Origin of the sequence: Pseudomonas sp. NPDC087615 (genome assembly GCF_044743445.1) — a bacterium.
Lineage (GTDB): Bacteria > Pseudomonadota > Gammaproteobacteria > Pseudomonadales > Pseudomonadaceae > Aquipseudomonas > Aquipseudomonas baetica_A.
On record NZ_JBIUWM010000044.1, the window covers coordinates 24,757 to 45,968 of the forward strand.

The 21,212-nt window shown below is 60.0% G+C and carries 25 protein-coding genes; 14 read left to right on the top strand and 11 right to left on the bottom strand.

The features are described from left to right. Positions 1 to 43: 43 nt before the first annotated feature. From ACIOU6_RS20315 to ACIOU6_RS20325, 3 genes are all read right to left on the bottom strand, one after another. A complete protein-coding gene (locus ACIOU6_RS20315) occupies positions 44 to 331 on the bottom strand; it encodes a PA4642 family protein (RefSeq protein ID WP_221731546.1) in 288 nt (95 codons plus the stop codon). A 63-nt stretch (positions 332 to 394) separates the two neighbouring features. Continuing rightward, complete coding sequence (locus tag ACIOU6_RS20320) at positions 395 to 874, bottom strand: hypothetical protein (RefSeq protein ID WP_401138723.1); 480 nt, start codon at positions 872 to 874, stop codon at positions 395 to 397. A gap of 180 nt (positions 875 to 1,054) precedes the next feature. After that, the gene (locus ACIOU6_RS20325; protein WP_221731548.1) at positions 1,055 to 1,612 is read right to left on the bottom strand and encodes a hypoxanthine-guanine phosphoribosyltransferase; all 558 of its coding nucleotides are present in this window, start codon (positions 1,610 to 1,612) and stop codon (positions 1,055 to 1,057) included. Between the two features lie 165 nt (positions 1,613 to 1,777). Between ACIOU6_RS20325 and upp the strand changes: the two genes are divergently transcribed. Beyond that, complete coding sequence (upp, locus tag ACIOU6_RS20330; protein WP_007912842.1) at positions 1,778 to 2,416, top strand: uracil phosphoribosyltransferase; 639 nt, start codon at positions 1,778 to 1,780, stop codon at positions 2,414 to 2,416. Between the two features lie 2 nt (positions 2,417 to 2,418). After that, entirely contained in the window at positions 2,419 to 3,693 is a 1,275-nt protein-coding gene (locus ACIOU6_RS20335; protein ID WP_401138724.1) for a uracil-xanthine permease family protein, read from the top strand. A 126-nt stretch (positions 3,694 to 3,819) separates the two neighbouring features. On the opposite strand, the gene hemH is transcribed toward ACIOU6_RS20335, so the two are convergent. Next, complete coding sequence (hemH, locus tag ACIOU6_RS20340) at positions 3,820 to 4,845, bottom strand: ferrochelatase (RefSeq protein WP_401138725.1); 1,026 nt, start codon at positions 4,843 to 4,845, stop codon at positions 3,820 to 3,822. Positions 4,846 to 4,858: 13 nt separating this feature from the next. After that, on the bottom strand, positions 4,859 to 5,761 hold the full coding sequence (locus ACIOU6_RS20345) for a TIGR01777 family oxidoreductase (RefSeq protein ID WP_401138726.1): 903 nt from the start codon (positions 5,759 to 5,761) through the stop codon (positions 4,859 to 4,861). A gap of 202 nt (positions 5,762 to 5,963) precedes the next feature. Here ACIOU6_RS20345 and ACIOU6_RS20350 point away from each other — a divergent pair, with 202 nt between their 5' ends. The 12 genes from ACIOU6_RS20350 (at position 5,964) to ACIOU6_RS20405 (ending at position 15,990) form a co-directional block, all read left to right on the top strand. Then, positions 5,964 to 6,950, top strand: a complete 987-nt coding sequence (locus tag ACIOU6_RS20350) for an NAD(P)/FAD-dependent oxidoreductase (protein WP_401138727.1) — start codon at positions 5,964 to 5,966, stop codon at positions 6,948 to 6,950. Then, the gene (locus tag ACIOU6_RS20355; protein WP_221731553.1) at positions 6,947 to 7,162 is read left to right on the top strand and encodes a TIGR02450 family Trp-rich protein; all 216 of its coding nucleotides are present in this window, start codon (positions 6,947 to 6,949) and stop codon (positions 7,160 to 7,162) included. The genes ACIOU6_RS20350 and ACIOU6_RS20355 overlap by 4 nt, the downstream gene beginning before the upstream one ends. Positions 7,163 to 7,275: 113 nt before the next feature. Beyond that, on the top strand, positions 7,276 to 8,238 hold the full coding sequence (locus ACIOU6_RS20360; protein WP_401138728.1) for a YbgA family protein: 963 nt from the start codon (positions 7,276 to 7,278) through the stop codon (positions 8,236 to 8,238). Next, complete coding sequence (locus ACIOU6_RS20365; RefSeq protein ID WP_221731555.1) at positions 8,238 to 9,179, top strand: MerR family transcriptional regulator; 942 nt, start codon at positions 8,238 to 8,240, stop codon at positions 9,177 to 9,179. The genes ACIOU6_RS20360 and ACIOU6_RS20365 overlap by 1 nt, the downstream gene beginning before the upstream one ends. Before the next feature lie 20 nt (positions 9,180 to 9,199). Next, positions 9,200 to 10,645, top strand: coding sequence for a deoxyribodipyrimidine photo-lyase (gene phrB / locus ACIOU6_RS20370; RefSeq protein ID WP_401138740.1), 1,446 nt, complete (start codon positions 9,200 to 9,202; stop codon positions 10,643 to 10,645). Next, positions 10,638 to 11,060, top strand: coding sequence for a nuclear transport factor 2 family protein (locus tag ACIOU6_RS20375; RefSeq protein WP_401138729.1), 423 nt, complete (start codon positions 10,638 to 10,640; stop codon positions 11,058 to 11,060). Before phrB ends, ACIOU6_RS20375 begins: the two co-directional genes overlap by 8 nt. Next, positions 11,057 to 11,839, top strand: a complete 783-nt coding sequence (locus ACIOU6_RS20380; protein ID WP_401138730.1) for an SDR family NAD(P)-dependent oxidoreductase — start codon at positions 11,057 to 11,059, stop codon at positions 11,837 to 11,839. Before ACIOU6_RS20375 ends, ACIOU6_RS20380 begins: the two co-directional genes overlap by 4 nt. After that, positions 11,836 to 13,083, top strand: a complete 1,248-nt coding sequence (locus ACIOU6_RS20385) for an NAD(P)/FAD-dependent oxidoreductase (protein WP_401138731.1) — start codon at positions 11,836 to 11,838, stop codon at positions 13,081 to 13,083. The genes ACIOU6_RS20380 and ACIOU6_RS20385 overlap by 4 nt, the downstream gene beginning before the upstream one ends. Next, complete coding sequence (locus ACIOU6_RS20390) at positions 13,080 to 13,895, top strand: DUF1365 domain-containing protein (protein WP_221731559.1); 816 nt, start codon at positions 13,080 to 13,082, stop codon at positions 13,893 to 13,895. The genes ACIOU6_RS20385 and ACIOU6_RS20390 overlap by 4 nt, the downstream gene beginning before the upstream one ends. Then, positions 13,882 to 15,147 carry a class I SAM-dependent methyltransferase gene (locus tag ACIOU6_RS20395; protein WP_401138732.1) on the top strand — a complete coding sequence of 422 codons (1,266 nt, stop codon included), beginning with the start codon at positions 13,882 to 13,884 and terminating at the stop codon, positions 15,145 to 15,147. Before ACIOU6_RS20390 ends, ACIOU6_RS20395 begins: the two co-directional genes overlap by 14 nt. Beyond that, the gene (locus tag ACIOU6_RS20400) at positions 15,140 to 15,631 is read left to right on the top strand and encodes a DUF2878 domain-containing protein (protein ID WP_401138733.1); all 492 of its coding nucleotides are present in this window, start codon (positions 15,140 to 15,142) and stop codon (positions 15,629 to 15,631) included. Before ACIOU6_RS20395 ends, ACIOU6_RS20400 begins: the two co-directional genes overlap by 8 nt. Positions 15,632 to 15,684: 53 nt before the next feature. Beyond that, complete coding sequence (locus tag ACIOU6_RS20405) at positions 15,685 to 15,990, top strand: YkgJ family cysteine cluster protein (protein WP_221731562.1); 306 nt, start codon at positions 15,685 to 15,687, stop codon at positions 15,988 to 15,990. 143 nt (positions 15,991 to 16,133) lie between these two features. On the opposite strand, the gene ACIOU6_RS20410 is transcribed toward ACIOU6_RS20405, so the two are convergent. The 6 genes from ACIOU6_RS20410 to hemA form a co-directional block, all read right to left on the bottom strand. Then, on the bottom strand, positions 16,134 to 16,652 hold the full coding sequence (locus tag ACIOU6_RS20410; RefSeq protein ID WP_221731563.1) for an acyloxyacyl hydrolase: 519 nt from the start codon (positions 16,650 to 16,652) through the stop codon (positions 16,134 to 16,136). Between the two features lie 111 nt (positions 16,653 to 16,763). Continuing rightward, positions 16,764 to 17,555, bottom strand: a complete 792-nt coding sequence (murI, locus tag ACIOU6_RS20415) for a glutamate racemase (RefSeq protein WP_401138734.1) — start codon at positions 17,553 to 17,555, stop codon at positions 16,764 to 16,766. After that, complete coding sequence (locus tag ACIOU6_RS20420) at positions 17,548 to 18,303, bottom strand: molybdopterin-synthase adenylyltransferase MoeB (RefSeq protein WP_401138735.1); 756 nt, start codon at positions 18,301 to 18,303, stop codon at positions 17,548 to 17,550. The genes murI and ACIOU6_RS20420 overlap by 8 nt, the downstream gene beginning before the upstream one ends. Further along, on the bottom strand, positions 18,297 to 19,127 hold the full coding sequence (prmC, locus tag ACIOU6_RS20425) for a peptide chain release factor N(5)-glutamine methyltransferase (protein ID WP_221731566.1): 831 nt from the start codon (positions 19,125 to 19,127) through the stop codon (positions 18,297 to 18,299). The genes ACIOU6_RS20420 and prmC overlap by 7 nt, the downstream gene beginning before the upstream one ends. Beyond that, positions 19,128 to 20,210 carry a peptide chain release factor 1 gene (gene prfA, locus ACIOU6_RS20430; RefSeq protein WP_221731567.1) on the bottom strand — a complete coding sequence of 361 codons (1,083 nt, stop codon included), beginning with the start codon at positions 20,208 to 20,210 and terminating at the stop codon, positions 19,128 to 19,130. After that, positions 20,207 to 21,212 (bottom strand): glutamyl-tRNA reductase (gene hemA / locus ACIOU6_RS20435; protein WP_401138736.1); only part of this gene is annotated, 1,006 nt, incomplete at its 5' end. The genes prfA and hemA, both read right to left, overlap by 4 nt.

The window sequence follows — 21,212 nt, forward strand, 5'->3', positions numbered from 1 at the left end:
CCGCACTCAGTGAGTACGGGGCGTTTTTTTGTGCCTTGGGTTTTTAGCCGCGGGCTTTTTCGATCAGTTCGATGTAGTCAGGAGCGTTGCGCTGATCCTTGATGTGGTCAACAAACGTCTGGCCCTGCTCATCCTTGCCATCCACGTCGTAACCCGCCGCGACAAAGAACGTCAGAAAACGCTCGAAGTCATCGATGCGCAGGCCACGGTACGCCTTGATCAATTTGTGCAGCGACGGCGAAGTGGCATCGATCGGTTCAAAATCGAGGAACAGCTTGATCTGCTCATCGCCAATCTCGTCACCAATCACTTGTTTCTTATCTTTACGCATTGCCGACTCCAACTCGCAGACATGACACGGGGTCGGCAGTTTACCCCTGCCCCGCCGCCGGGCTCAACGCGATCGAACAGCCCCGGTGTGCAAATCGGCCCAGATATGGCCGTTGGCGTAGCTGAGGAACTGCACATACACGGTGTCGTTTCGCAGCAAGTCGATCACCACGCGGTACTGCGCCAGCGGGTAAAACAGGGTGAGGGTTTTGCTCTTGTCGTCGTAAACCGGTTTTTTCAAGCTTTTGCTTTCACCATCAAAACTCACCAGCACCTGAGCGATCGTCGCGCCCTTGTTCAGGGGTTTGCCCTTGAGGCGAATCATCAGGGACGAGGTGACCGGAATCGGCTGCTGATTGGATTGGCGTTGCGCCCCCACGACGACCGAATAGTCGATGACTTGCAGCAGTTGCTGCTGTTCGGGCGGGGCATCGCGCAGGGTCAGGTCGTCCGGCGGCAGGAATTGACTGTGCATCGGCGCGGCGGCCAGAGGCAGGCTTAGGGTCAGCAACAGGGCGGCAAAGCTGCGGATCAAAAGGCTCATGACAGGCTCCGGGTGCGGGGCCGAGCACTCTAGCATGGGGTGTATGAAAATCGATCAGCGCACACCAAACAACTGTGGGAGCGAGCCTGCTCGCGAAAGCGATGTGTCAGTTTTCAATGATGCTACTGACACGACGCCTTCGCGAGCAGGCTCGCTCCCACAGGGGATAGTGCAGGGTTCTTACATGCCTTTAACGGCAAAGATCCCGTTGGCGTTGCGCCAGTAGCCTTTGTAGTCCATGCCGTAACCGAAGATGTAACGGTCGATGCACGGCAGGCCGACGAAATCGGCTTTCAGGTCAGGACGCGCTTTGCGGTCGTGATCCTTGTCGATCAGCACGGCGGTGTGCACTTTGCGCGCGCCAGCGTGTTTGCAGAAGTCGATGATCGCGCCCAGGGTATGACCCTCGTCGAGGATGTCGTCGATGATCAGCACGTCACGGTCGATGAACGAGACTTCCGGCTTGGCTTTCCAGAACAGGTCGCCGCCACTGGTTTCGTTGCGATAGCGGGTGGCGTGCAGGTAGGACGCTTCCAGCGGGAAATTCAGATGAGTCAGCAGTTTGCCGGAGAAGATCAGGCCGCCGTTCATCACGCAGAACACCACCGGATTGCTATCAGCCAGTTGTTCGTTGATTTGTGCACCGACGCGAGCGATGGCCGCCTCGACTTCAGACTCGGTGTACAGGCAGTCAGCCTCTCGCATGATTTGACGGATATGCTCGAGATCAGCGGACATGGTGCTCTCCAAGGGGTGGCGGAATCAGGAAAAGCGGGCAAAGGTACGCATCAAGCGAGGCCAGATCAAGCCTTTATGGACTAACGTACTCGATGTCCTATAGGACATCACCCTCGGATAGATTAATCTAGGCCGGTTTTTTTGCCCGCCGCCGGAGCCTTTCCCATGCCCATCCTCGAGATCCGCCATCCGCTGATCCGTCATAAACTCGGTCTTATGCGCCGCGCCGACATCAGCACCAAGAATTTCCGCGAGCTTGCTCAGGAAGTCGGCGCACTGTTGACCTACGAAGCTACAAAAGATTTGCCGCTGGAATCCTACGACATTGCCGGTTGGTGCGGCACGGTGTCGGTGGAGAAAATCGCTGGCAAGAAAATCACCGTGGTGCCGATCCTGCGCGCCGGCATCGGCATGCTTGAAGGCGTGCTGAGCCTGATCCCGGGCGCCAAGGTCAGCGCTGTGGGCGTTGCCCGCAACGAAGAAACCCTGCAAGCGCACACCTATCTGGAAAAACTGGTTCCGGAAATCGACGAACGTTTGGCCATGATCATCGACCCGATGCTCGCCACCGGCAGTTCCATGGTCGCGACCATCGACCTGCTGAAGAAGGCCGGTTGCAAGGATATCCGCGCCATGGTGCTGGTGGCCGCGCCGGAAGGCATCGCTGCCGTAGAAAAAGCTCACCCGGACGTGACCATCTATACCGCGTCCATCGATGAACGTTTGAACGAACACGGTTACATCATCCCAGGGCTGGGCGATGCCGGTGACAAGATCTTCGGCACCAAGCAGAAGGACGCGTGACCATGCAGCAAGAGTTCAACGATCCGCTCTGGCGCACGGTGTTGTCCGGCGCACAGATGCTGTTCGTGGCTTTCGGCGCCCTGGTGCTGATGCCGCTGATCACGGGCCTTGACCCGAACGTGGCACTGTTTACCGCGGGTCTTGGGACGATTCTGTTCCAGATCGTCACTGGCCGTCAGGTGCCGGTGTTCCTTGCGTCGAGCTTTGCGTTCATCACGCCGATCATTCTCGCCAAGGGCCAGTTCGGCCTCGCCGCGACCATGGGCGGCGTGATGGCGGCCGGTTTCGTCTACACCTTCCTGGGCCTGGCCGTGAAGATCAAAGGCACCGGGTTCATCGACCGTCTGCTGCCGCCGGTGGTGATTGGCCCGGTGATCATTTCGATCGGCCTGGCCATGGCGCCGATTGCCGCGAACATGGCGATGGGCAAGGCCGGCGACGGTTCCGAACTGATCCACTACCAGACCGCCATGCTGATCTCGATGCCCGCACTGCTGACCACGTTGATCGTGGCGGTGTTCGGCAAAGGCATCTTCCGCCTGGTGCCGATCATTTCCGGCGTACTGATCGGTTTTGCCATGGCGTTCTATTTCGGCGTGGTCGATACCGCGAAGATTGCCGCTGCGCCATGGTTTGCGATCCCGCACTTCACTGCGCCGGAGTTCAACTGGCAGGCGATTCTGTTCATCGTTCCGGTCGCGTTGGCACCTGCGATTGAACACATCGGCGGCGTGATTGCAGTCGGCAGCGTGACCGGTCGCGACTATCTGAAGAAGCCGGGCCTGCACCGCACCCTGCTCGGTGATGGCATCGCCACTACCGCTGCGGGCCTGTTCGGCGGCCCGCCGAATACCACCTACGCCGAAGTGACTGGCGCGGTGATGCTGACCAAGAACTACAACCCGAAAATCATGACCTGGGCGGCGATTTTCGCCATCAGCCTGGCGTTTGTCGGCAAGTTCGGCGCGCTGCTGCAGAGCATTCCGGTACCGGTGATGGGCGGGATCCTGTGCCTGCTGTTCGGTTCGATCGCGGCGGTGGGCATGAACACCCTGATCCGTCACAAGATCGACCTAGGTGAGGCGCGCAATCTGGTGATCGTTTCGGTGACGCTGGTGTTCGGGATTGGCGGCGTGCTGGTCGGCACGGGCACCGGGCCGGACGACTTTGGCCTCAAAGGCATCGCGCTGTGCGCGGTGGTGGCGATTGCGCTGAACCTGATTCTGCCGGGCAATGACAGCTGGAAGCACAAGAAGGCGGATGAGCCGCTGGTCTGACGGCTGAAAATCTTTATTGCCTGAAGGACCGCTTTCGCGACCAAGCCCGCTCCCACAGCGGATCTTCTGAGTACACAACATTGTGGCAACAGAAACCCTGTGGGAACGAGCTTGCTCGCGAAGCTTTTAAAGCGCCAAAGGCGATCTTTCACACAGAGTGGCCAACGCCTTCGCCCATTGCGGGTCGTCATTGAGGCACGGCACCAGCACCAGATCCTCTCCCCCGGCTTCGCAGAACTGCTCCTTGCCGCGATCACCAATCTCTTCCAGTGTCTCGATGCAGTCAGCGACAAACGCCGGGCACATCACCAGAATCTTCTTCACGCCGCTTTTCGCCAACTCATCCAGCCGCGCCTCGGTGTAGGGCTCGATCCACTTCGCTCGGCCCAGACGCGACTGAAACGACACCGACCATTTGCCATCCGCCAGCCCCATGCGCTCAGCGAACAACGCCGCCGTGCGAAGGCATTGTGCGCGATAACAGGTGGCCAAGACCTCAGGCGATGCGTTCTTGCAGCAATCTTCATTCTTGAGGCAATGATTGCCGGTCGGATCGAGTTTGGTCAGGTGCCGCTCGGGCAAGCCATGGAAGCTCAGCAGCAGGTGATCGTAATGCTGCTGCAAATGCGGCTTGGCGCTTTCGACCAGCGCTTCAATGTATTCCGGCTGATCGTAGAACGGTTGCAGCAACGAGAGCTGCACATTGAGATTTTTGGTGCGAATGACACGCTTCGCCTCTTCGATCACCGTGGTAGTGGTGCTGTCGGCGAACTGGGGATAAAGCGGCGCCAGCGTGATGCGTTTGTGCCCCGCCGCGACCAATCGCAACAGGCAGGTTTCAATCGACGGCTCGCCGTAACGCATCGCCAAATCAACCGGGCCACGGTTCCACTGTTGGGTCATCTGCTGCTGCAAACGACGGCTGAGCACCACCAACGGCGAACCCTCATCCCACCAGATCGAGGCATAGGCGTGGGCCGATTGCTCGGGGCGCTTGATCAGGATCAACGACACCAGCAAACGCCTTACCGGCCACGGCAGGTCAATCACGTACGGGTCCATCAAAAACTGATTGAGGTAGCTGCGCACATCGGCCACCGAGGTGGAGGCCGGGGAGCCCAGGTTGACCAGAAGCAAGGCGTGATCGGTCATGCAACGTCCTATTTCAGAGGCGGCTGGAGAGATCATCCAGGGCCGCGCGTAAATCCGTGAACTGGAAAGTGAAGCCCGCTTCAAGCAAGCGTGCCGGCGTGGCCCGTTGGCCGCCCAGCAACAACAAAGACATCTCGCCGAGGCCGACTTTCAGTGCGAGCGTCGGCATCGGCATGAACGCCGGGCGATGCAGTACGCTGCCCAACGTCTTGGCAAATTCGCGATTGCGCACAGGGTTCGGCGCGCACGCATTATAAGGACCACTCGCCTGATCGCGGAGCAGAAGAAAATCAATCAAGGCGATTTGATCGTCGATATGAATCCACGGCATCCACTGCCGGCCATTGCCCAGCGGCCCGCCCAACCCGAGCTTGAAAGGCAGTAACAGCCGCGACAAAAAACCGCCCTCAGCCGACAGCACCAGACCGGTTCGCACCAGCACCACGCGAATGCCCTGAGACTCGGCACGCAGGGCCGTTTCTTCCCAGGCGATGCACAACTGACTGGCGAAATCGTCGATGACCGGCGGCGACTCTTCCGTCAGCTCACGTTCACCACCGTCGCCATACCAACCGATGGCTGACCCGCAGATCAGCAGCGACGGTTTCTGCGCCCGCGTTTCGAGCCATGCCAACAACGTTTCCGTCAGCGTGATACGGCTGCTCCACAGCAACGCTTTGCGTCGATGCGTCCAGAGTCGGTCGGCAATCGGTGCGCCAGCAAGATTGATGATGGCGTCGACAGTTTCTTCGCCGAGGTCCTCCAGGCACGCAACTCCACGCACTTGGGCACCACAGGTTTTCGCGACCGTTTCCGGACGTCGACTCCACACCGTCAGACGATGGCCCTGCCCAGACCAATGTCGGCAGAGCTGACGTCCTATCAAACCAGTACCGCCGGTCAGCAATATATGCATGACATCTTCCTCGCGTGGCGTTTTACCCGGATCACTAGTCTATTTTTAGAAGCAGGGATCTTTTCTATCGGGCAGGCTCTATTGTTTAACCATAGGCCAAGCTGTCCGAACGAGAATGCTAGAAGTTATACCAAAAAACAAAATTGTACAGGTTTCATCAGCAGCGTAGTCTGTTCTGTACAGAAAGGTAAACGAGGCCCCTATGACTGTACCTATCGCAATCATCGGCACCGGCATCGCCGGGCTCTCGGCGGCCCAGGCTCTGACAGAGACCGGGTACACCGTCCAGTTGTTCGATAAAAGTCGCGGCAGCGGCGGACGCATGTCGAGCAAACGCAGCGACGCCGGTTCGCTGGACATGGGCGCGCAATACTTCACCGCCCGCGACCGGCGCTTCGTCACCGAGGTGCAGCGCTGGCAAAGCCAGGGCTGGGTCGCCGAGTGGACGCCGCAGCTCTACACCTACCAGGCCGGGCAACTCAACCTTTCCCCGGACGAGCAGACCCGTTGGGTTGGCGCGCCACGCATGAGCGCAATCACACGCGGCTTGCTGGATGGCATGGAAGTGCATTTCGCTTGCCGGATCACCGAGGTCTTCCGTGGCGAAGAACACTGGCATCTGCAAGACGCCGAGGGTTTCACCCACGGGCCTTTCAGTCATGTCGTGATCGCTACGCCCGCGCCGCAGGCCACCGCACTGCTGGCCGCCGCGCCGAAACTCGCCGGGGCCGCTGCCGGGGTGAAAATGGACCCCACCTGGGCCGTTGCCCTCGCCTTCGATACGCCGTTGGATACCCCCATCGAAGGCTGCTTCGTGCAAGACAGCCCACTCGACTGGCTGGCGCGCAACCGCAGCAAGCCCGGGCGCGACAACACCCTCGACACTTGGGTGTTGCATGCCACGAGCGCGTGGAGCCGGCAGCACATCGACCTGTCCAAAGAGGCGGTCATTGAGCAACTGCACGGTGCTTTCGCCGAATTGCTGCACTGCGCGATGCCCGCCCCGACCTTCAGCCTCGCCCATCGCTGGCTCTATGCCCGCCCGGCGACCGGCCACGAATGGGGCACGCTGGCCGATGCCGATCTGGGCTTGTACGCCTGCGGCGACTGGTGCCTGTCTGGACGTGTCGAAGGTGCATGGCTCAGTGGTCAGGAAGCCGCGCGACGCTTGCACGAGCACCTGCAATGAACCGCATCAATCCGCGCAAGTTGCTGCTGTCGAAATGGACAGCAGCCCAGCCGAAAAACCGCGAGAAGCATTTTCTGGTGACCGAACTCTTCTGCGATGAGGAAGGCACAGTGCTCGAGATTGAGTTGCAGGCGGTGCTGACCCAGCGCGCCGAGCGACTCGATTGGCAAATCCTGAAAAACCCGGCTGAATGGCATTTGGGCTGGAAGTGAGCCCGCTCCCACAAAAACCTATACAAAACATTTGACTTGTACACCCCACAATCTATGCTGAGGAAAAATTGTACAGAGGTAAACCTCTGTACAGGTATAGATTCGAGGTGCTCATGTCCGAACCTTCTGCGCTTAAACCCAAAATCGCCATCAGCGCCTGCCTGCTGGGTGCCGAGGTGCGCTACAACGGTGGTCACAAGGAGTCGCGACTGTGCAGCCGCACTCTCTCAGAATATTTCGAGTTTGTCCCGCTGTGCCCGGAGGTCGCCATTGGCCTGGGCATTCCTCGCGAACCGATTCGCCTGGTCGGTGACCCGGAGCATCCCGAAGCTATCGGCACCGTCAACCCCGCAATCAACGTCACCCAGCCACTGGCCGAGTACGGCGAGAAGATGGCCGCCGAACTGAATGACATCTGCGGCTACATCTTCATGCAGCAGTCACCGTCCTGCGGACTGGAACGGGTCAAGGTCTATCACGCCAACGGCGCCCCGGTGAACGGCGGCGGACGCGGCATCTATGCTCAAGCCTTCTGTGCACGGCACCCGGACTTGCCGGTGGAGGAAGCCGGCCGCCTGAACGATCCGGTGCTGCGCGAGAACTTCATTACCCGCGTGCTCGCCTACCGCGACTGGCAGCAGTTGCTTGCCCACGGCCTGAGCCGCCGAGCCCTCACGGAATTCCATTCGCGCTACAAATATCAGCTGATGGCCCATAACCCTCTGCAATACAAGGCACTGGGGCAGTTGTTAGGCAACATGGCGCAGAGCGACCCTGCGCAACTGGGCCCACGCTACTTCAGCGAACTGATGGCGGCGCTTAAAAAATGCGCCACCCGCGGCACGCACAGCAACGTCCTGTTACACATCAGCGGCTATCTGAAACAGGCGATCAGCGCCGAAGACAAACAAGAGATGCAACATGTCATCGGCCAGTACCGCCTCGGCATCGTGCCGCTGGTCGTGCCGTTGACCCTGCTCAAGCATCACTTTCGCCTCCATCCGGACCCGTACATTGCGCAGCAGGTTTACCTGCAACCGCATCCGGAAAATCTCAGCCTGCGAAACGCCATCTAATGACCGAAAAGACCGATAGCAGCGCCCAGGAAGACTTGGGCGCGGACTTTAAAAAAGCCCTCGACGAAGGCTGGCTGCCGATCCGCGAAGTAGCGCGGCAAACCGGCGTCAACGCGATCACTCTGCGCGCATGGGAACGCCGTTATGGGCTGATCGTGCCGCAGCGCACACCCAAGGGGCATCGGCTGTATTCGGCCGAGCATGTGCAACGGATCATGACCATCCTCACCTGGCTCAACCGCGGCGTTGCGGTCAGTCAGGTCAAGCCGTTGCTCGATACCCCGCAAGCGTTCAGCGAAACGGTGGAAAACGACTGGCAACGATTGCGTCAGACACTGTTGATGGCCGTCACGCAACTCAATGAACGCAACCTCGACGACAGCGTTAATCAAGCCATGGCGCTGTATCCGCCGCGCACCCTGTGCGAGCAATTGCTGATGCCGCTGCTGGCCGATCTTGAGCAACGCTGGCAGGGCCAGTTCGGTGCGCAGATGGAGCGCGTGTTCTTTTATTCATGGTTACGCAGCAAATTCGGCGCGCGCATCTACCATAACAATCGTCAGTTGCACTCCGCGCCCCTGCTGCTGATCAATCACTCCGACCTGCCACTGGAACCTCATCTGTGGCTATGCGCGTGGCTGATCAGCAGCAACGATTGTCCGGTGCAAGTCTTTGACTGGCCATTGCCAGCCGGGGAACTGGCATTGGCGGTCGAACATCTGCAATCGCGTGGCGTACTGCTGTATTCCAGCAAAGCCATGCAACTCGCACAGTTGCCGAAACTTCTGGCGGGGGTCAGTGGCCCAAAAATAATTGTCGGACCAACGGTATGCATCCACCACGCCGAGTTGTCCGTAAGAACTTGCGAGATGGCTGATTTGTACCTGGCTGAAGATCCGCTTTCAGCGCAACAGGTGCTCATTCAGCGCGGGCTGATTTGATGAACCCAGTGAAGACCGACATGCAATTGATCTGGCTGCGCACTGACTTGCGCCAACATGACAACACCGCCCTTGCGGCCGCCGCCGCACGCGGCCCGACGGTCGCCGTGTACCTGTTGAGCCCCCAGCAATGGCAAGAACATGACGACGCGCCGTGCAAGGTCGATTTCTGGCTACGCAATCTGCGCGAACTGAGCAAAAGCCTCAGCGAGCTGAACATTCCCTTGCTGATCCGCACCGCTGCGCACTGGGATCAGGCCCCAGCGCAGCTGCTCAAACTCTGCCAACAACTGAAGATCGCCGCCGTTCACGTCAACGAAGAGTACGGTGTTCATGAGAGCCGTCGCGATGCGGCGGTGGCCGACACGCTGAAAGGTGAAGGCGTCGAATTTCACAGCTATCTTGATCAACTGCTGTTCAAGCCCGGCACGGTACTGACCAAAACCGGCACTTATTTTCAGGTGTTCAGCCAGTTCCGCAAGGTCTGCTATGAACGCCTGCATCGCTCGATGCCGGCCTTGGTGAAAACCCCAGGCAAGCAAACCGCACTGGCGCTCGAGAGCGATTCGGTGCCTGACTGCGTCGACGGTTTCGCCGCACCCAGCGAGTCCCTGCGCGCCCTGTGGCCGGCGGAGGAAGAGGAAGCTCAACGCCGCCTCGATACCTTCGCCGATGCGCAAATCGACTACTACAAAAGCGAAAGAGACTTCCCGGCCAAACCGGGCACCAGTCAGCTTTCTGCTTACCTTGCCGCCGGGGTGATATCGCCCCGCCAATGCCTGCACGCGGCCCTGCAGAGCAATCAGGGCGAATTCGAAAGCGGCAAGGTTGGCGCGGTCACCTGGATCAACGAACTGCTGTGGCGTGAGTTCTACAAACACATCCTGGTCGGCTATCCACGGGTATCGCGCCACCGCGCCTTCCGCCCGGAAACCGAGGCCTTGGCCTGGCGCCATGCACCGGATGATCTCGCGGCGTGGCAAGAAGCGCGCACCGGGCTGCCGATCATCGATGCAGCGATGCGCCAATTGCTCGAAACCGGCTGGATGCACAACCGTCTGCGGATGGTGGTAGCGATGTTCCTGACCAAAAACCTGCTGATCGACTGGCGTGAAGGCGAACGCTTTTTCATGCGCCACCTGATCGACGGCGATCTGGCGGCCAACAACGGTGGCTGGCAGTGGAGCTCATCGACCGGGACCGATTCGGCGCCGTACTTCCGCATTTTCAATCCGCTGAGCCAGTCGGAGAAATTCGACAGCGAAGGGCTGTTCATCAAGCACTGGCTGCCTGAACTGGCCGGGCTCAATAAAAAAGAAGTGCACAACCCGGCCAGCGCCGGTGGGCTGTTCGGTGTCGCCGACTATCCCGCGCCAATCGTTAATCTAAGCGCGTCACGGGAGCGCGCGTTGGCCGCCTTCAAGAACCTGCCTGCCCGCCAAGCGGCCGGAGGCGATCATGAGTGAATTCCTGCGCAGCTTCGCCCGGCAATTTTGCGAATTGAACAAAGACAATTTGCAACGCTTGAGCGAGTTCTACAGCGATGACATTCACTTCACCGACCCGTTGCACGACGTGCAGGGGTTGACGCAACTGCGCAACTACTTTGCCCAGATGTACGCCAACGTCAGCGAACTGCGCTTCGACTTCCGCGGTTTCGACCAGATCAGCGACGGTGAAGGCTACCTGCGCTGGGTCATGAGTTATCGCCACCCACGGCTGGCCAGCGGCCGGGAAATACGCGTCAGCGGCTGCTCGCATTTGCTTTGGCGCGACAAGGTTTATCGCCACCGGGATTATTTCGATGCCGGGGCGCTGCTGTACGAACATTTGCCCGTATTGGGCCGAGTAATTGCTTGGTTGAAAAGGAGAATGGGATGAGTCGTACACATCCACGGCGCTATTGGTTGACCGGTGCCAGCAGTGGTATCGGCGCGGCACTGGCTGAGGAAATTCTGAAATCCGGTGCGCACCTGGCGGTCAGTTCACGTCAGGTCGCCCCGCTCAAGGCCTTGTCGCAACGTTATCCGGGACAAGTGCTGGTGGTGCCGGGCGATTTGACCAACAGCCAGACCGTGCGCGAAATCGGTGAGCAGATCACTCAGGACTGGGGATCGCTCGATAGCGTGATTCTCAATGCCGGGACGTGCGAGTACGTCGATGCCCGCCAGTTCGACGCTTCGATCGTCGAGCATGTGGTGCGCACCAATCTGCTCGCCAGCAGCTACTGCATTGAAGCCGCCCTGCCCTTGCTGCGTAAAGGCACCGCACCGCATTTGGTCGGGGTTGCCAGCTCCGTGACCTATCTGCCGTTGCCTCGGGCCGAAGCCTACGGTGCGTCGAAGGCCGGGCTGCGTTACCTGTTCGAATCGTTGCGCATTGACCTGGCGGATGAAGGCATTGAAGTCACGGTCGTCAGCCCCGGTTTTGTCGAGACACCGCTGACCGCCAAGAACGATTTTCCGATGCCTCTGAGCTGGCCTGTGGATAAAGCCGCACGGCACATCTACGCCAAACTCAAGGACCGGCCACTGGAAATCGCCTTTCCCGCGCTGTTCATGGCCGCCCTGTGGCCGTTGTCGAAATTGCCCGCCCGTGCGCAACTCGCCATTGGCAAACGCATGGTGCGACGCAATCCACCGCAGCAGGAACCAACGTGAAAATTGCCATCATCGGCAGCGGGATCTCCGGGCTTACCTGCGCCTACCTGCTCAATCGCCGACACGACATCACGGTGTTCGAGGCCAGCGACTGGGTCGGTGGTCACACGCACACCGTAGAGGTGACCGTCGACGGCCGATCCTACGCGGTGGACACCGGCTTCATCGTATTCAATGACTGGACGTACCCCCACTTCATTCGCTTGCTGGGACAGCTCGGCGTGAGCTTCAAAGCGACCGAAATGAGCTTCTCCGTGACCGATCCGGACACGGGGCTGGAATACAACGGCAACAACCTCAACAGCCTGTTCGCCCAGCGCCGCAATCTGCTGTCGCCGGGATTCTGGGGCATGCTGCGCGACATTCTGCGCTTCAACAAAGAAGCGCAACGCGACCTCGCAGAACAGCGGATCGCCGCCGACACCACGCTGGACGACTACCTCAAGGCTGGCGGCTACGGCGAGCGTTTCATCCTGCATTACATCGTGCCGATGGGAGCCGCAATCTGGTCGATGCCGATGGCGGAGATGCTCAATTTTCCTCTGCAGTTTTTTGTCCGTTTCTTCAAGAACCATGGGCTGCTATCGGTCAGTAATCGTCCGCAATGGCGGGTCATCGAGGGCGGTTCCAGCGCCTATGTCGCGCCACTGACCGCTTCGTTCAAAGAGAACATCCGCCTGAACTGCCCGGTGACCCGTGTTGATCGCAACGAACATGGCGTGGTTATCCACAGCCCGGCAGGCAGCGAACATTTCGACCAAGTCGTGTTTGCCTGTCACAGCGATCAGGCCTTGCAACTGCTCGCCAGCCCCAGCGATGCCGAACGCGCAATCCTCGGCGCCCTGCCCTACGCCGACAATGAAGTGGTGTTGCACACCGACACGCGTCTGCTGCCCGCTCGCAAACTGGCGTGGGCGAGCTGGAACTATCGGCTTGGCGGATCCGGCCACACTCAGGCTGCGGTCACTTATGACATGAACATCCTGCAAGGTATCCAGAGCGACACCACGTTTTGCGTCAGCCTCAACCAGAGCGCGGGCATCAGCCCATTCAAAGTGCTCGCCAAATACACCTACGCCCACCCGCAATTCAGCCTCGCGGCAGTGGCGGCGCAGAATCGCTGGGCAGAACTGGACGGCGCACAACACACACATTATTGCGGCGCCTACTGGGCCAACGGTTTCCATGAAGACGGTGTGGTCAGCGCAATGCGCGTGGCTGCTTCGTTCGGGGAAACCTTATGAACAGCGCCCTGTACAGCGGCTGGATCGGTCATCGGCGCTTTTCGCCGCGCAAGCACGCGTTCCGTTACAAGATCGGCTTGCTCTATCTTGATCTGAGCGAACAGGACGCTGTACTGGCGCTGTCGCCACTGGCGGGGCGTAGCCGCTTCGCGCCGTTCTCCTTTCGCGAAACCGACTATCTGAAGACCTTCACCGGGCGCGGCATTCGCCTGATCGATGCCGTGCGCCAGCAGGTCGCTGCCGCCATCGGCCATGAACCGCAAGGCTCGATCTGCCTGCTGACCCAGGCGCGCAGTTGGGGCTTGTCGTTCAACCCGGTGAGTTTCTTTTACTGCCACGAAGCCGACGGGCAACTGGCCGCGATTGTCTGCGAAGTGACCAACACCCCATGGCGCGAGCGTTATCACTACGTGCTGCCTGCGCGCACGCCGGCCAATCTGCAGGATTTTCACCAGCATTTCGCGGTGGCCAAGGCGTTCCATGTCTCGCCGTTTCTGCCGCGCGATCTTGAATACCGCATGAGCTTCAGCCCCGCCGCCAAAACCCTTGGCGTGCACATGGCCGACTGGCAGGGCGAACACAAGCTGTTCGACGCCACGCTCAATCTGCAACGCGAAACCCTCAACCGGCAAAGCCTTCATCGCTACCTGCGGCGCTTCCCGTGGATGACTGCAAAAACCGCGTTGGCGATTTACTGGCAAGCGTTGCGACTGCTGTTCAAACGCGCGCCCATCTTTGCTCATCAGGCTGCCGACGGCAGCTTTCAAACCGCCACTGTGCCTCCCAAGGAGCAACGCCATGAAATCCTCTAGCCCGTCGCTCAGTCGGCTCAGCACCCATGGTTTGACCGGATCGCTGCTGCGCCGTGGTGTATTACGCCAATTGGCTCAACTCAAACACGGGCAACTGCTGGTAATCGAGGATGGCGAACGCTTGATGTTCGGCGCGCCGGGCAGTGCCTTGCTCGGGGAAATCCACATTCAGGACCCGGCAGTCTGGGGCATGGTGGCCGGCAATGGCTCGATCGGTGCCGGCGAGGCGTTCATCCATGGTTACTGGAGTTCGCCAGACCTGACCGCCGTGGTACGTGTGTTCGTCAGCAACCTTGAGGTGCTCGACGCGATGGAGGGCGGTCTGGCCCGCCTCGGCCGGCCGCTGGTGCAAGGCCTGCACTGGCTCAACCGCAACACACGCAAGGGCTCGCAGAAAAACATCGCCGCGCACTATGACCTGGGCAACGATCTGTTCGAGCAGTTTCTCGACCCGACCATGATGTATTCGGCGGCACAGTTCCTCACCCCCGAAGACAGTCTGGAACAGGCGCAACTGAACAAGCTCGAGCGGATCTGCCAGAAACTCGCGCTCACGCCCAGGGATCACCTGCTGGAAATTGGCACCGGTTGGGGCAGCATGGCGCTCTACGCGGCGCAAAATTATGGCTGCCGCGTGACCACCACAACCCTGTCGAAAGAGCAGTACGCGTTTACCGCACAGCGCATCGAACAACTGGGCTTGCAGGATCAGGTCACGCTGCTGCTCAAGGACTACCGCGACCTCACCGGCGAGTACGACAAACTGGTGTCGATCGAGATGATCGAAGCCGTAGGTCATCGCTTCCTGCCGACCTACTTCAAGCAATGTGCACACCTGCTCAAGCGCAATGGTCTGATGCTGATTCAAGCCATCACCATCCGCGAACAGCGCTACGAGCAAGCCAAGCGCGGCGTCGACTTCATCCAGCGCTACATCTTCCCCGGCGGCGCCCTGCCCTCTGTGCAGAAGATGCTTGAAGTGGTCAGCCGCGAAACCGACATGAACTTGCTGCACATGGAAGATTTCGGCCTGCATTACGCACGCACCCTGCGTCTGTGGCACGAAAACTTTCGCCGTGCACACGGCCGCTTGAGCGAATTGGGCTACGACGATTACTTCCTGCGGTTGTGGGAATTCTATCTGTGCTACTGCGAGGGCGGATTCCTGGAGCGCACCATCGGCACCGCGCAATTGCTGCTGGCCAAACCCGCTGCCATGCCCGCGCCACTGCTCGGCCGCTTCGATGCTTGAGCGGATCGCCAATGCCGTGTTGTTCCAGATCGGCTGGCTGGTCTGTGTGCTCGGCGGCAACAGTTTGTGGCTGCTGCTGGCGCTGGCGGTGCTGGTGATTCATCTGTGCTGGATCAGCAGTTGGACGGCTGAGGGCCGTTTGGTACTCAGTGTGGTGCTGGTCGGTACGGCGGTGGACAGCGTTTTGCGTGGCCTAGGCGTGTTTGAGTTCCAGGATCAGTCACCATTGATTCCGCTGTGGCTGATGCTGCTCTGGGCCTTGCTCGCCACGACCCTGCGTCACTGCCTTGCGTGGACTGCCCGGCCATGGTGGCTGGCCAGCGCACTGGGCGCCGTCGGCGGCGCATTGTCGTACTACGGCGGCGGACGACTGGCCGGGGTGCAATTTCCCTACGGCGAATTACCGACCCTGATCGGCATCGGCCTGCTTTGGGCACTGCTGTTTCCGTTGTTGCACACCATGGCGCGACGCCTGAACCACTGAGCGTCCGTCAGAGCTTTCACACACTCGACGAGCTCTGCCTTACACTGCCGGCCATGAAAAACATTCCCCACCAGCAAATCACCGAACCGGCGGTCACCTGTTCGACTTGCGCAGCGTGCTGCTGCCAGCTCGAAGTGATGCTGATCACCGACACCGGCGTGCCTGATCGCTTTATCGATACCGATGAGTGGGGCGGCGAAGTGATGCTGCGTCTGGACGACGGCTGGTGTGCGGCACTGGATCGCGACACGATGATGTGCACGATCTATGAGAAGCGTCCGCTGATTTGTCGCGAGTTCGAGATGGGCTCACCCGAGTGCATCGAAGAGCGCCAGGGTATCGCCACGGTATACCGCTGATCCCGAAAACACCCCAAAACCAAATGTGGGAGCGGGCTTGCTCGCGAAAGCGGTGGGTCAATCAACTCACATGTCGACTGATACACCATATTCGCGAGCAAGCCCGCTCCCACAAGGTTTTCTGCAAGCAGTTAAATCTGTGCTTACAGTGGCATCGTGTAATGCAGTGAGTAACTTTCTACCCCGTCGTTGTCGCTGGCAAGACCGGCGTTGGAATAGTGCATCGCACGAATCCCGACTTCATGCCCACCGTTGAAACGCAGACCAAAACCCAGGCGGTCTTCGAACTGGAAGGCGCCGCCCAGATTGTTCGATTCGTACTGGGTATTGGAGAATACCGCCACACCAATCCCGGCCTCGACATACGGTTTGACCGACTGCCCGGCAAACTCGTAAACGAACACCGGCGAGAACGACAGGCTGTTGTTGCTGGAGGTCTTGTCGCCTTCCCAATAGGTGTAGGCACCGCTCCAGTAACCGGTCAGGCGACCGACGTCACTCTGCAGCCAGCTCTTGTCCCAATCGAAATTCATCCCCAGGCGATACGTCATGGTTGAATCGCTGGTTGCCCCGACCCCGAACTCAACACCTGCTGCTTGTGCGGTAAAACTGTGCCCCATCAGTGCGGCCGCAATCGCGGCCAAACAGAATAGTCGCTTCACTTTGAAACTTCCTTTTCCGGAACGATCGTTTGGTTTTCTAGATAACTCACGCTATAGAAGGCGGCGGTTGATCAGAAGTTCAGCCAATTTTTTAGTTATTTCACACTTTTTTTACAATCCGAAGTGATGCACTTCGCTTGCGGTTTGCCCCAGCAGCGGCAGGATGTTTTTGAAGTACTGCGGGCTGGCACTGGTCCAGAATCTGACCGACCGGTTCGGCCCTTGGGCAAGCAAATCGCGTTCGGCCAGAAGACGCTGAAGTTGCCGTGCCACGGCAGCGCCCGTGTCGATCAGGCTGATGTTTTCGGGGAGCATCGACTTGAGCATCGTTTTAAGAAAGGGATAGTGCGTGCAGCCGAGAATAATGGTGTCGCAACCATTGGCCAGCAGCGGATCGACGTAGCTTTGCAGCAACTGGCGCAACGCGGCGCTGTGCAGATCGCCGCTCTCGATCAACTCGACCAGCCCCGGGCACGGCTGGGTGATCACCCGCACATCGGTGGCGAAGCGATCCAGCAGCGCTGCAAACTTGGCACTCTGCAAGGTGCCAGTGGTGGCGAGTACACCGACCACACCGCTGCGGGTGGCAGCAGCGGCAGGCTTGACCGCTGGCTCCATGCCGACAATCGGCCAGTCGGGAAAGTCCCGGCGCAGATCAGCCACAGCGGCCACCGTCGCGGTATTGCAGGCGACCACCAAAGCCTTGGCGCCCTGCTCGCGGAAAAACCCGGCCATCACGCTGCAGCGCTGGCGGATGAACGCAGGGGTTTTCTCGCCGTAAGGAATGTGCCCGCAATCGGCAAAGTACAGCAGCGACTCTCGGGGCAACAATCGCTGGATTTCCGCCAATACCGACAAGCCGCCGACACCGGAATCAAACACGCCGATCGGCGCTTCACGCATGGCGCGAACCACAGACACTGCAACCCGGATCACGCTTGACCCGCAACTCGCGAAAGCGCGAGCCCAAAGCGTCGATCAACAGCAAGCGCCCCACCAGCGGTTCGCCGAACCCGACCAGCACCTTCAACGCTTCGAGTGCCTGAAGGCTGCCGACCAGCCCCACCAGCGGCCCCACTACGCCAGCCTCGCTACACGTCAGTTCGGCTTCGCTACCGTGGCCGTACAGACAGTGGTAGCAAGGACTTTCGGCACGACGCGGATCGAACACCGACAGCTGCCCTTCAAGACGAATCGCTGCGCCGCTGACCAAGGGTTTGCCAGCGGCCACACACGCGGCGTTGACCGCTTCGCGCGTGGAAAAATTATCGGAACAGTCGAGGACCAGATCCACCGCCGAAACGGCAGCGGCAAGAGAGTCCTCGTCCAGTGCCTGACGATGAGGCACCAGTAGAATCTCGGGGTTGATCACACTCAAACGCTTGAGCGCCGAGTCGACCTTGCTCATGCCGACGCTGTCGGTGTCGTGGATGATTTGGCGTTGCAGGTTGGTCAGATCGACCGTGTCGAAATCCGCCAAATGCAATTCGCCCACACCTGCTGCCGCCAGATACAAGGCAACCGGCGCACCGAGACCGCCGAGGCCGACGATCAGGACGCGACTGTCCTTGAGCTTCAACTGGCCATCGATGTCGATGTGTTGCAGCAGAATCTGTCGGCTGTAGCGCAGCAATTCCTGATCATTCAGCACGGCAGGCGCCCCAGGCTGATGCGTTGATGGCCGCCCAGGTCGGTGCGGCTGTGGACTTCTTCGAAACCGCGTGTGCTCAACAAATCGCGAACGGCCTCGGCTTGATCATAGCCGTGTTCGAGCATCAGCCAGCCGCCGGCCTGCAGGTGATCCGGCGCTTGGGCGACGATCAGACGCAAGTCGTCGAGCCCGTCCTCACCGGCCACCAGTGCGCTGGCCGGTTCGAAGCGCACATCACCTTCGACCAGATGCGGGTCAGCGGACGCAATGTAGGGCGGATTGCTGATGATCAGATCAAAACGCTGACCTTGCAGAGCGCTGAACCAATGGCTGCTCAGCACCGTGGCATTGTTGAGATGCAGACGCTGACGATTGCGCTCCGCCAGGGCCACGGCTTCCAGAACACGATCCACGGCAGTGACTTGCCACGCGGCACGCTCACTGGCCAGGGCCAAGGCAATCGCGCCGCTACCCGTACCGAGGTCTAGAACGTTGGCCGCGGTCGCGGGCAATAACTCCAGCGCGGCTTCCACCAGCAACTCAGTGTCCGGGCGCGGAATCAGTGTGTGCGGCGCGACCTCCAGATCGAGCTTCCAGAACCCCTGCTGACCCAGAATGTAGGCCACTGGCTCACCGCCGCGACGACGTTGCAGGTACTCGGCAAAGGTCAGCGCCGCGTCACTGGGCACGATGCGCTCGGGCCAGGTGTGCAGAAAACTGCGCGACTTGCCCAGCGCCGCCGCGAGGAGCAATTCGGCGTCCAGACGCGCGGTGGGCGAATCCGGCAGTTCGGCGGCACGCAACAGGCTGGCAATGATGGTCATTTATTCACCTATCGCAGCGAGTTGGTCGGCCTGGTATTCGGCCAGCAAAGGCTCGATCACGGCCTCAACGCCACCGGCGAGAATTTCATCGAGGGAGTACAAGGTCAGGTTGACGCGATGGTCGGTGACCCGGCCCTGAGCAAAGTTGTAGGTGCGAATCCGCTCGGAACGATCACCGGAACCGACGAGCAATTTTCGCTCGCTGGCAATCGCATTGGCCGCCGCTGCGGTTTGCTGATCGTTGAGCTTGGCTGCGAGCCACGCCATCGCCCGCGCACGGTTCTTGTGCTGGGAACGTTCTTCCTGGCACTCAACAACGGTGCCGGTCGGTATGTGCGTGATGCGGATCGCCGAGTCGGTGGTGTTGACGTGCTGACCACCGGCCCCGGAGGAGCGGTAAGTGTCGACGCGCAAATCCGCCGGGTTGATCTCGATGGCTTCGCGCTCGTCTGGCTCGGGCAACACCGCCACGGTGCAGGCCGAGGTGTGGATACGGCCTTGGGATTCGGTGGCCGGCACACGCTGGACACGATGGGCGCCGGACTCGAATTTCAGCTTGCCGTAAACGTTATCGCCTTCAATGCGGGCGATGACTTCTTTATAGCCACCGTGTTCGCCTTCGTTTTCCGAGAGGATCTCCACACGCCAGCCACGACGTTCGGCGTAACGCGAGTACATGCGGAACAGGTCGCCGGAGAAAATCGCCGCCTCGTCGCCACCGGTGCCGGCGCGAATTTCGAGGAAGACGTTGCGGCCGTCGTTGGGATCCTTGGGCAGCAACATGCGCTGCAGATCGCCTTCCAGCGTGATCAGCAATTCCTTGGCTTCGTGGACTTCTTCCACGGCCATTTCACGCATGTCCGGGTCGCTGTCCTTGAGCAGCGCCTGCGCGCCTTCAAGATCGCTTTGTACGCCGAGCAGTTTTTTATAGGCTTGCACGACCGGTTCAAGTTCGGCGTATTCCTTGGAATAGGCGCGGAACCTGGTCTGATCGGCAATGACTTCGCCGTCGCCGAGCAGCGCGGTCAGTTCCTCGAAACGGTCCTGGAGGATGTCCAGCTTATTGAGCAGTGACGCTTTCATTGCGGTTTTTTATCCGAAAAGCTATCCGGTGAGCCCTCGAGGGCAAAGAGTTCCTGGGCCATGGCCAGCGCATCGAGGCGGCCTTCGGCAGAAAGCTTTTTGAGCTGCACGCTGGGTGCATGCAACAGTTTGTTCGTCAGACCGCGAGCCAGTTGCCCCAGCACCTCTTCGGCATTGCCGCCATTGGCCAGCAGGCGCAGGGCTTTTTGCAGTTCTTCGTCGCGCAGGCGTTCGCTCTGTTGACGATAGGCCTTGAGCACATCGACCGCCGCCAGTTCGCGCAGGCGCACCATGAAATCATCGGCGCCGACCGAGACCATTTCTTCCGCCGCTTGCGCAGCGCCTTGGCGGCTCTTGAGGTTTTCGGCGACCACTTCATGGAGGTCGTCGACGCTATAGAGATAAACGTCGTCCAACTCGCCGACTTCCGGTTCGATATCCCGGGGAACAGCAATGTCGACCATGAAGATCGGTTTGTGCTTGCGCAGCTTCAGTGCACTCTCGACCGCGCCTTTGCCTAGGATCGGCAACTGACTGGCCGTAGAGCTGATGACGATATCGCTGCGCACCAACTCCGCCGGAATGTCCGACAGCAACACCGCGTGGGCGCCAAACTGCTCAGCGAGCAAGCTGGCGCGTTCGAGCGTGCGGTTGGCGACGACGATGCGCCTGACCCCCAACTCGTGCAAGTGACGGGCAACCAGAGTGATGGTCTCGCCGGCGCCGATCAGCAGGGCCTGGCTGCGTTGCAAATCGCTGAAAATCTGTTTCGCCAGGCTGACGGCCGCAAATGCCACGGAGACCGGGTTTTCGCCGATCGCGGTGTCGGTGCGCACCTGTTTGGCGGCATTGAACGTGGCCTGGAACAGTCGCCCCAGCAGCGGCCCGATGGTCCCGGCCTCGCGGGCCACGGCGTAGGCCGATTTCATCTGGCCGAGAATCTGTGGTTCGCCCAGCACCAACGAGTCGAGCCCGGAGGCGACACGCATCATGTGACGAACT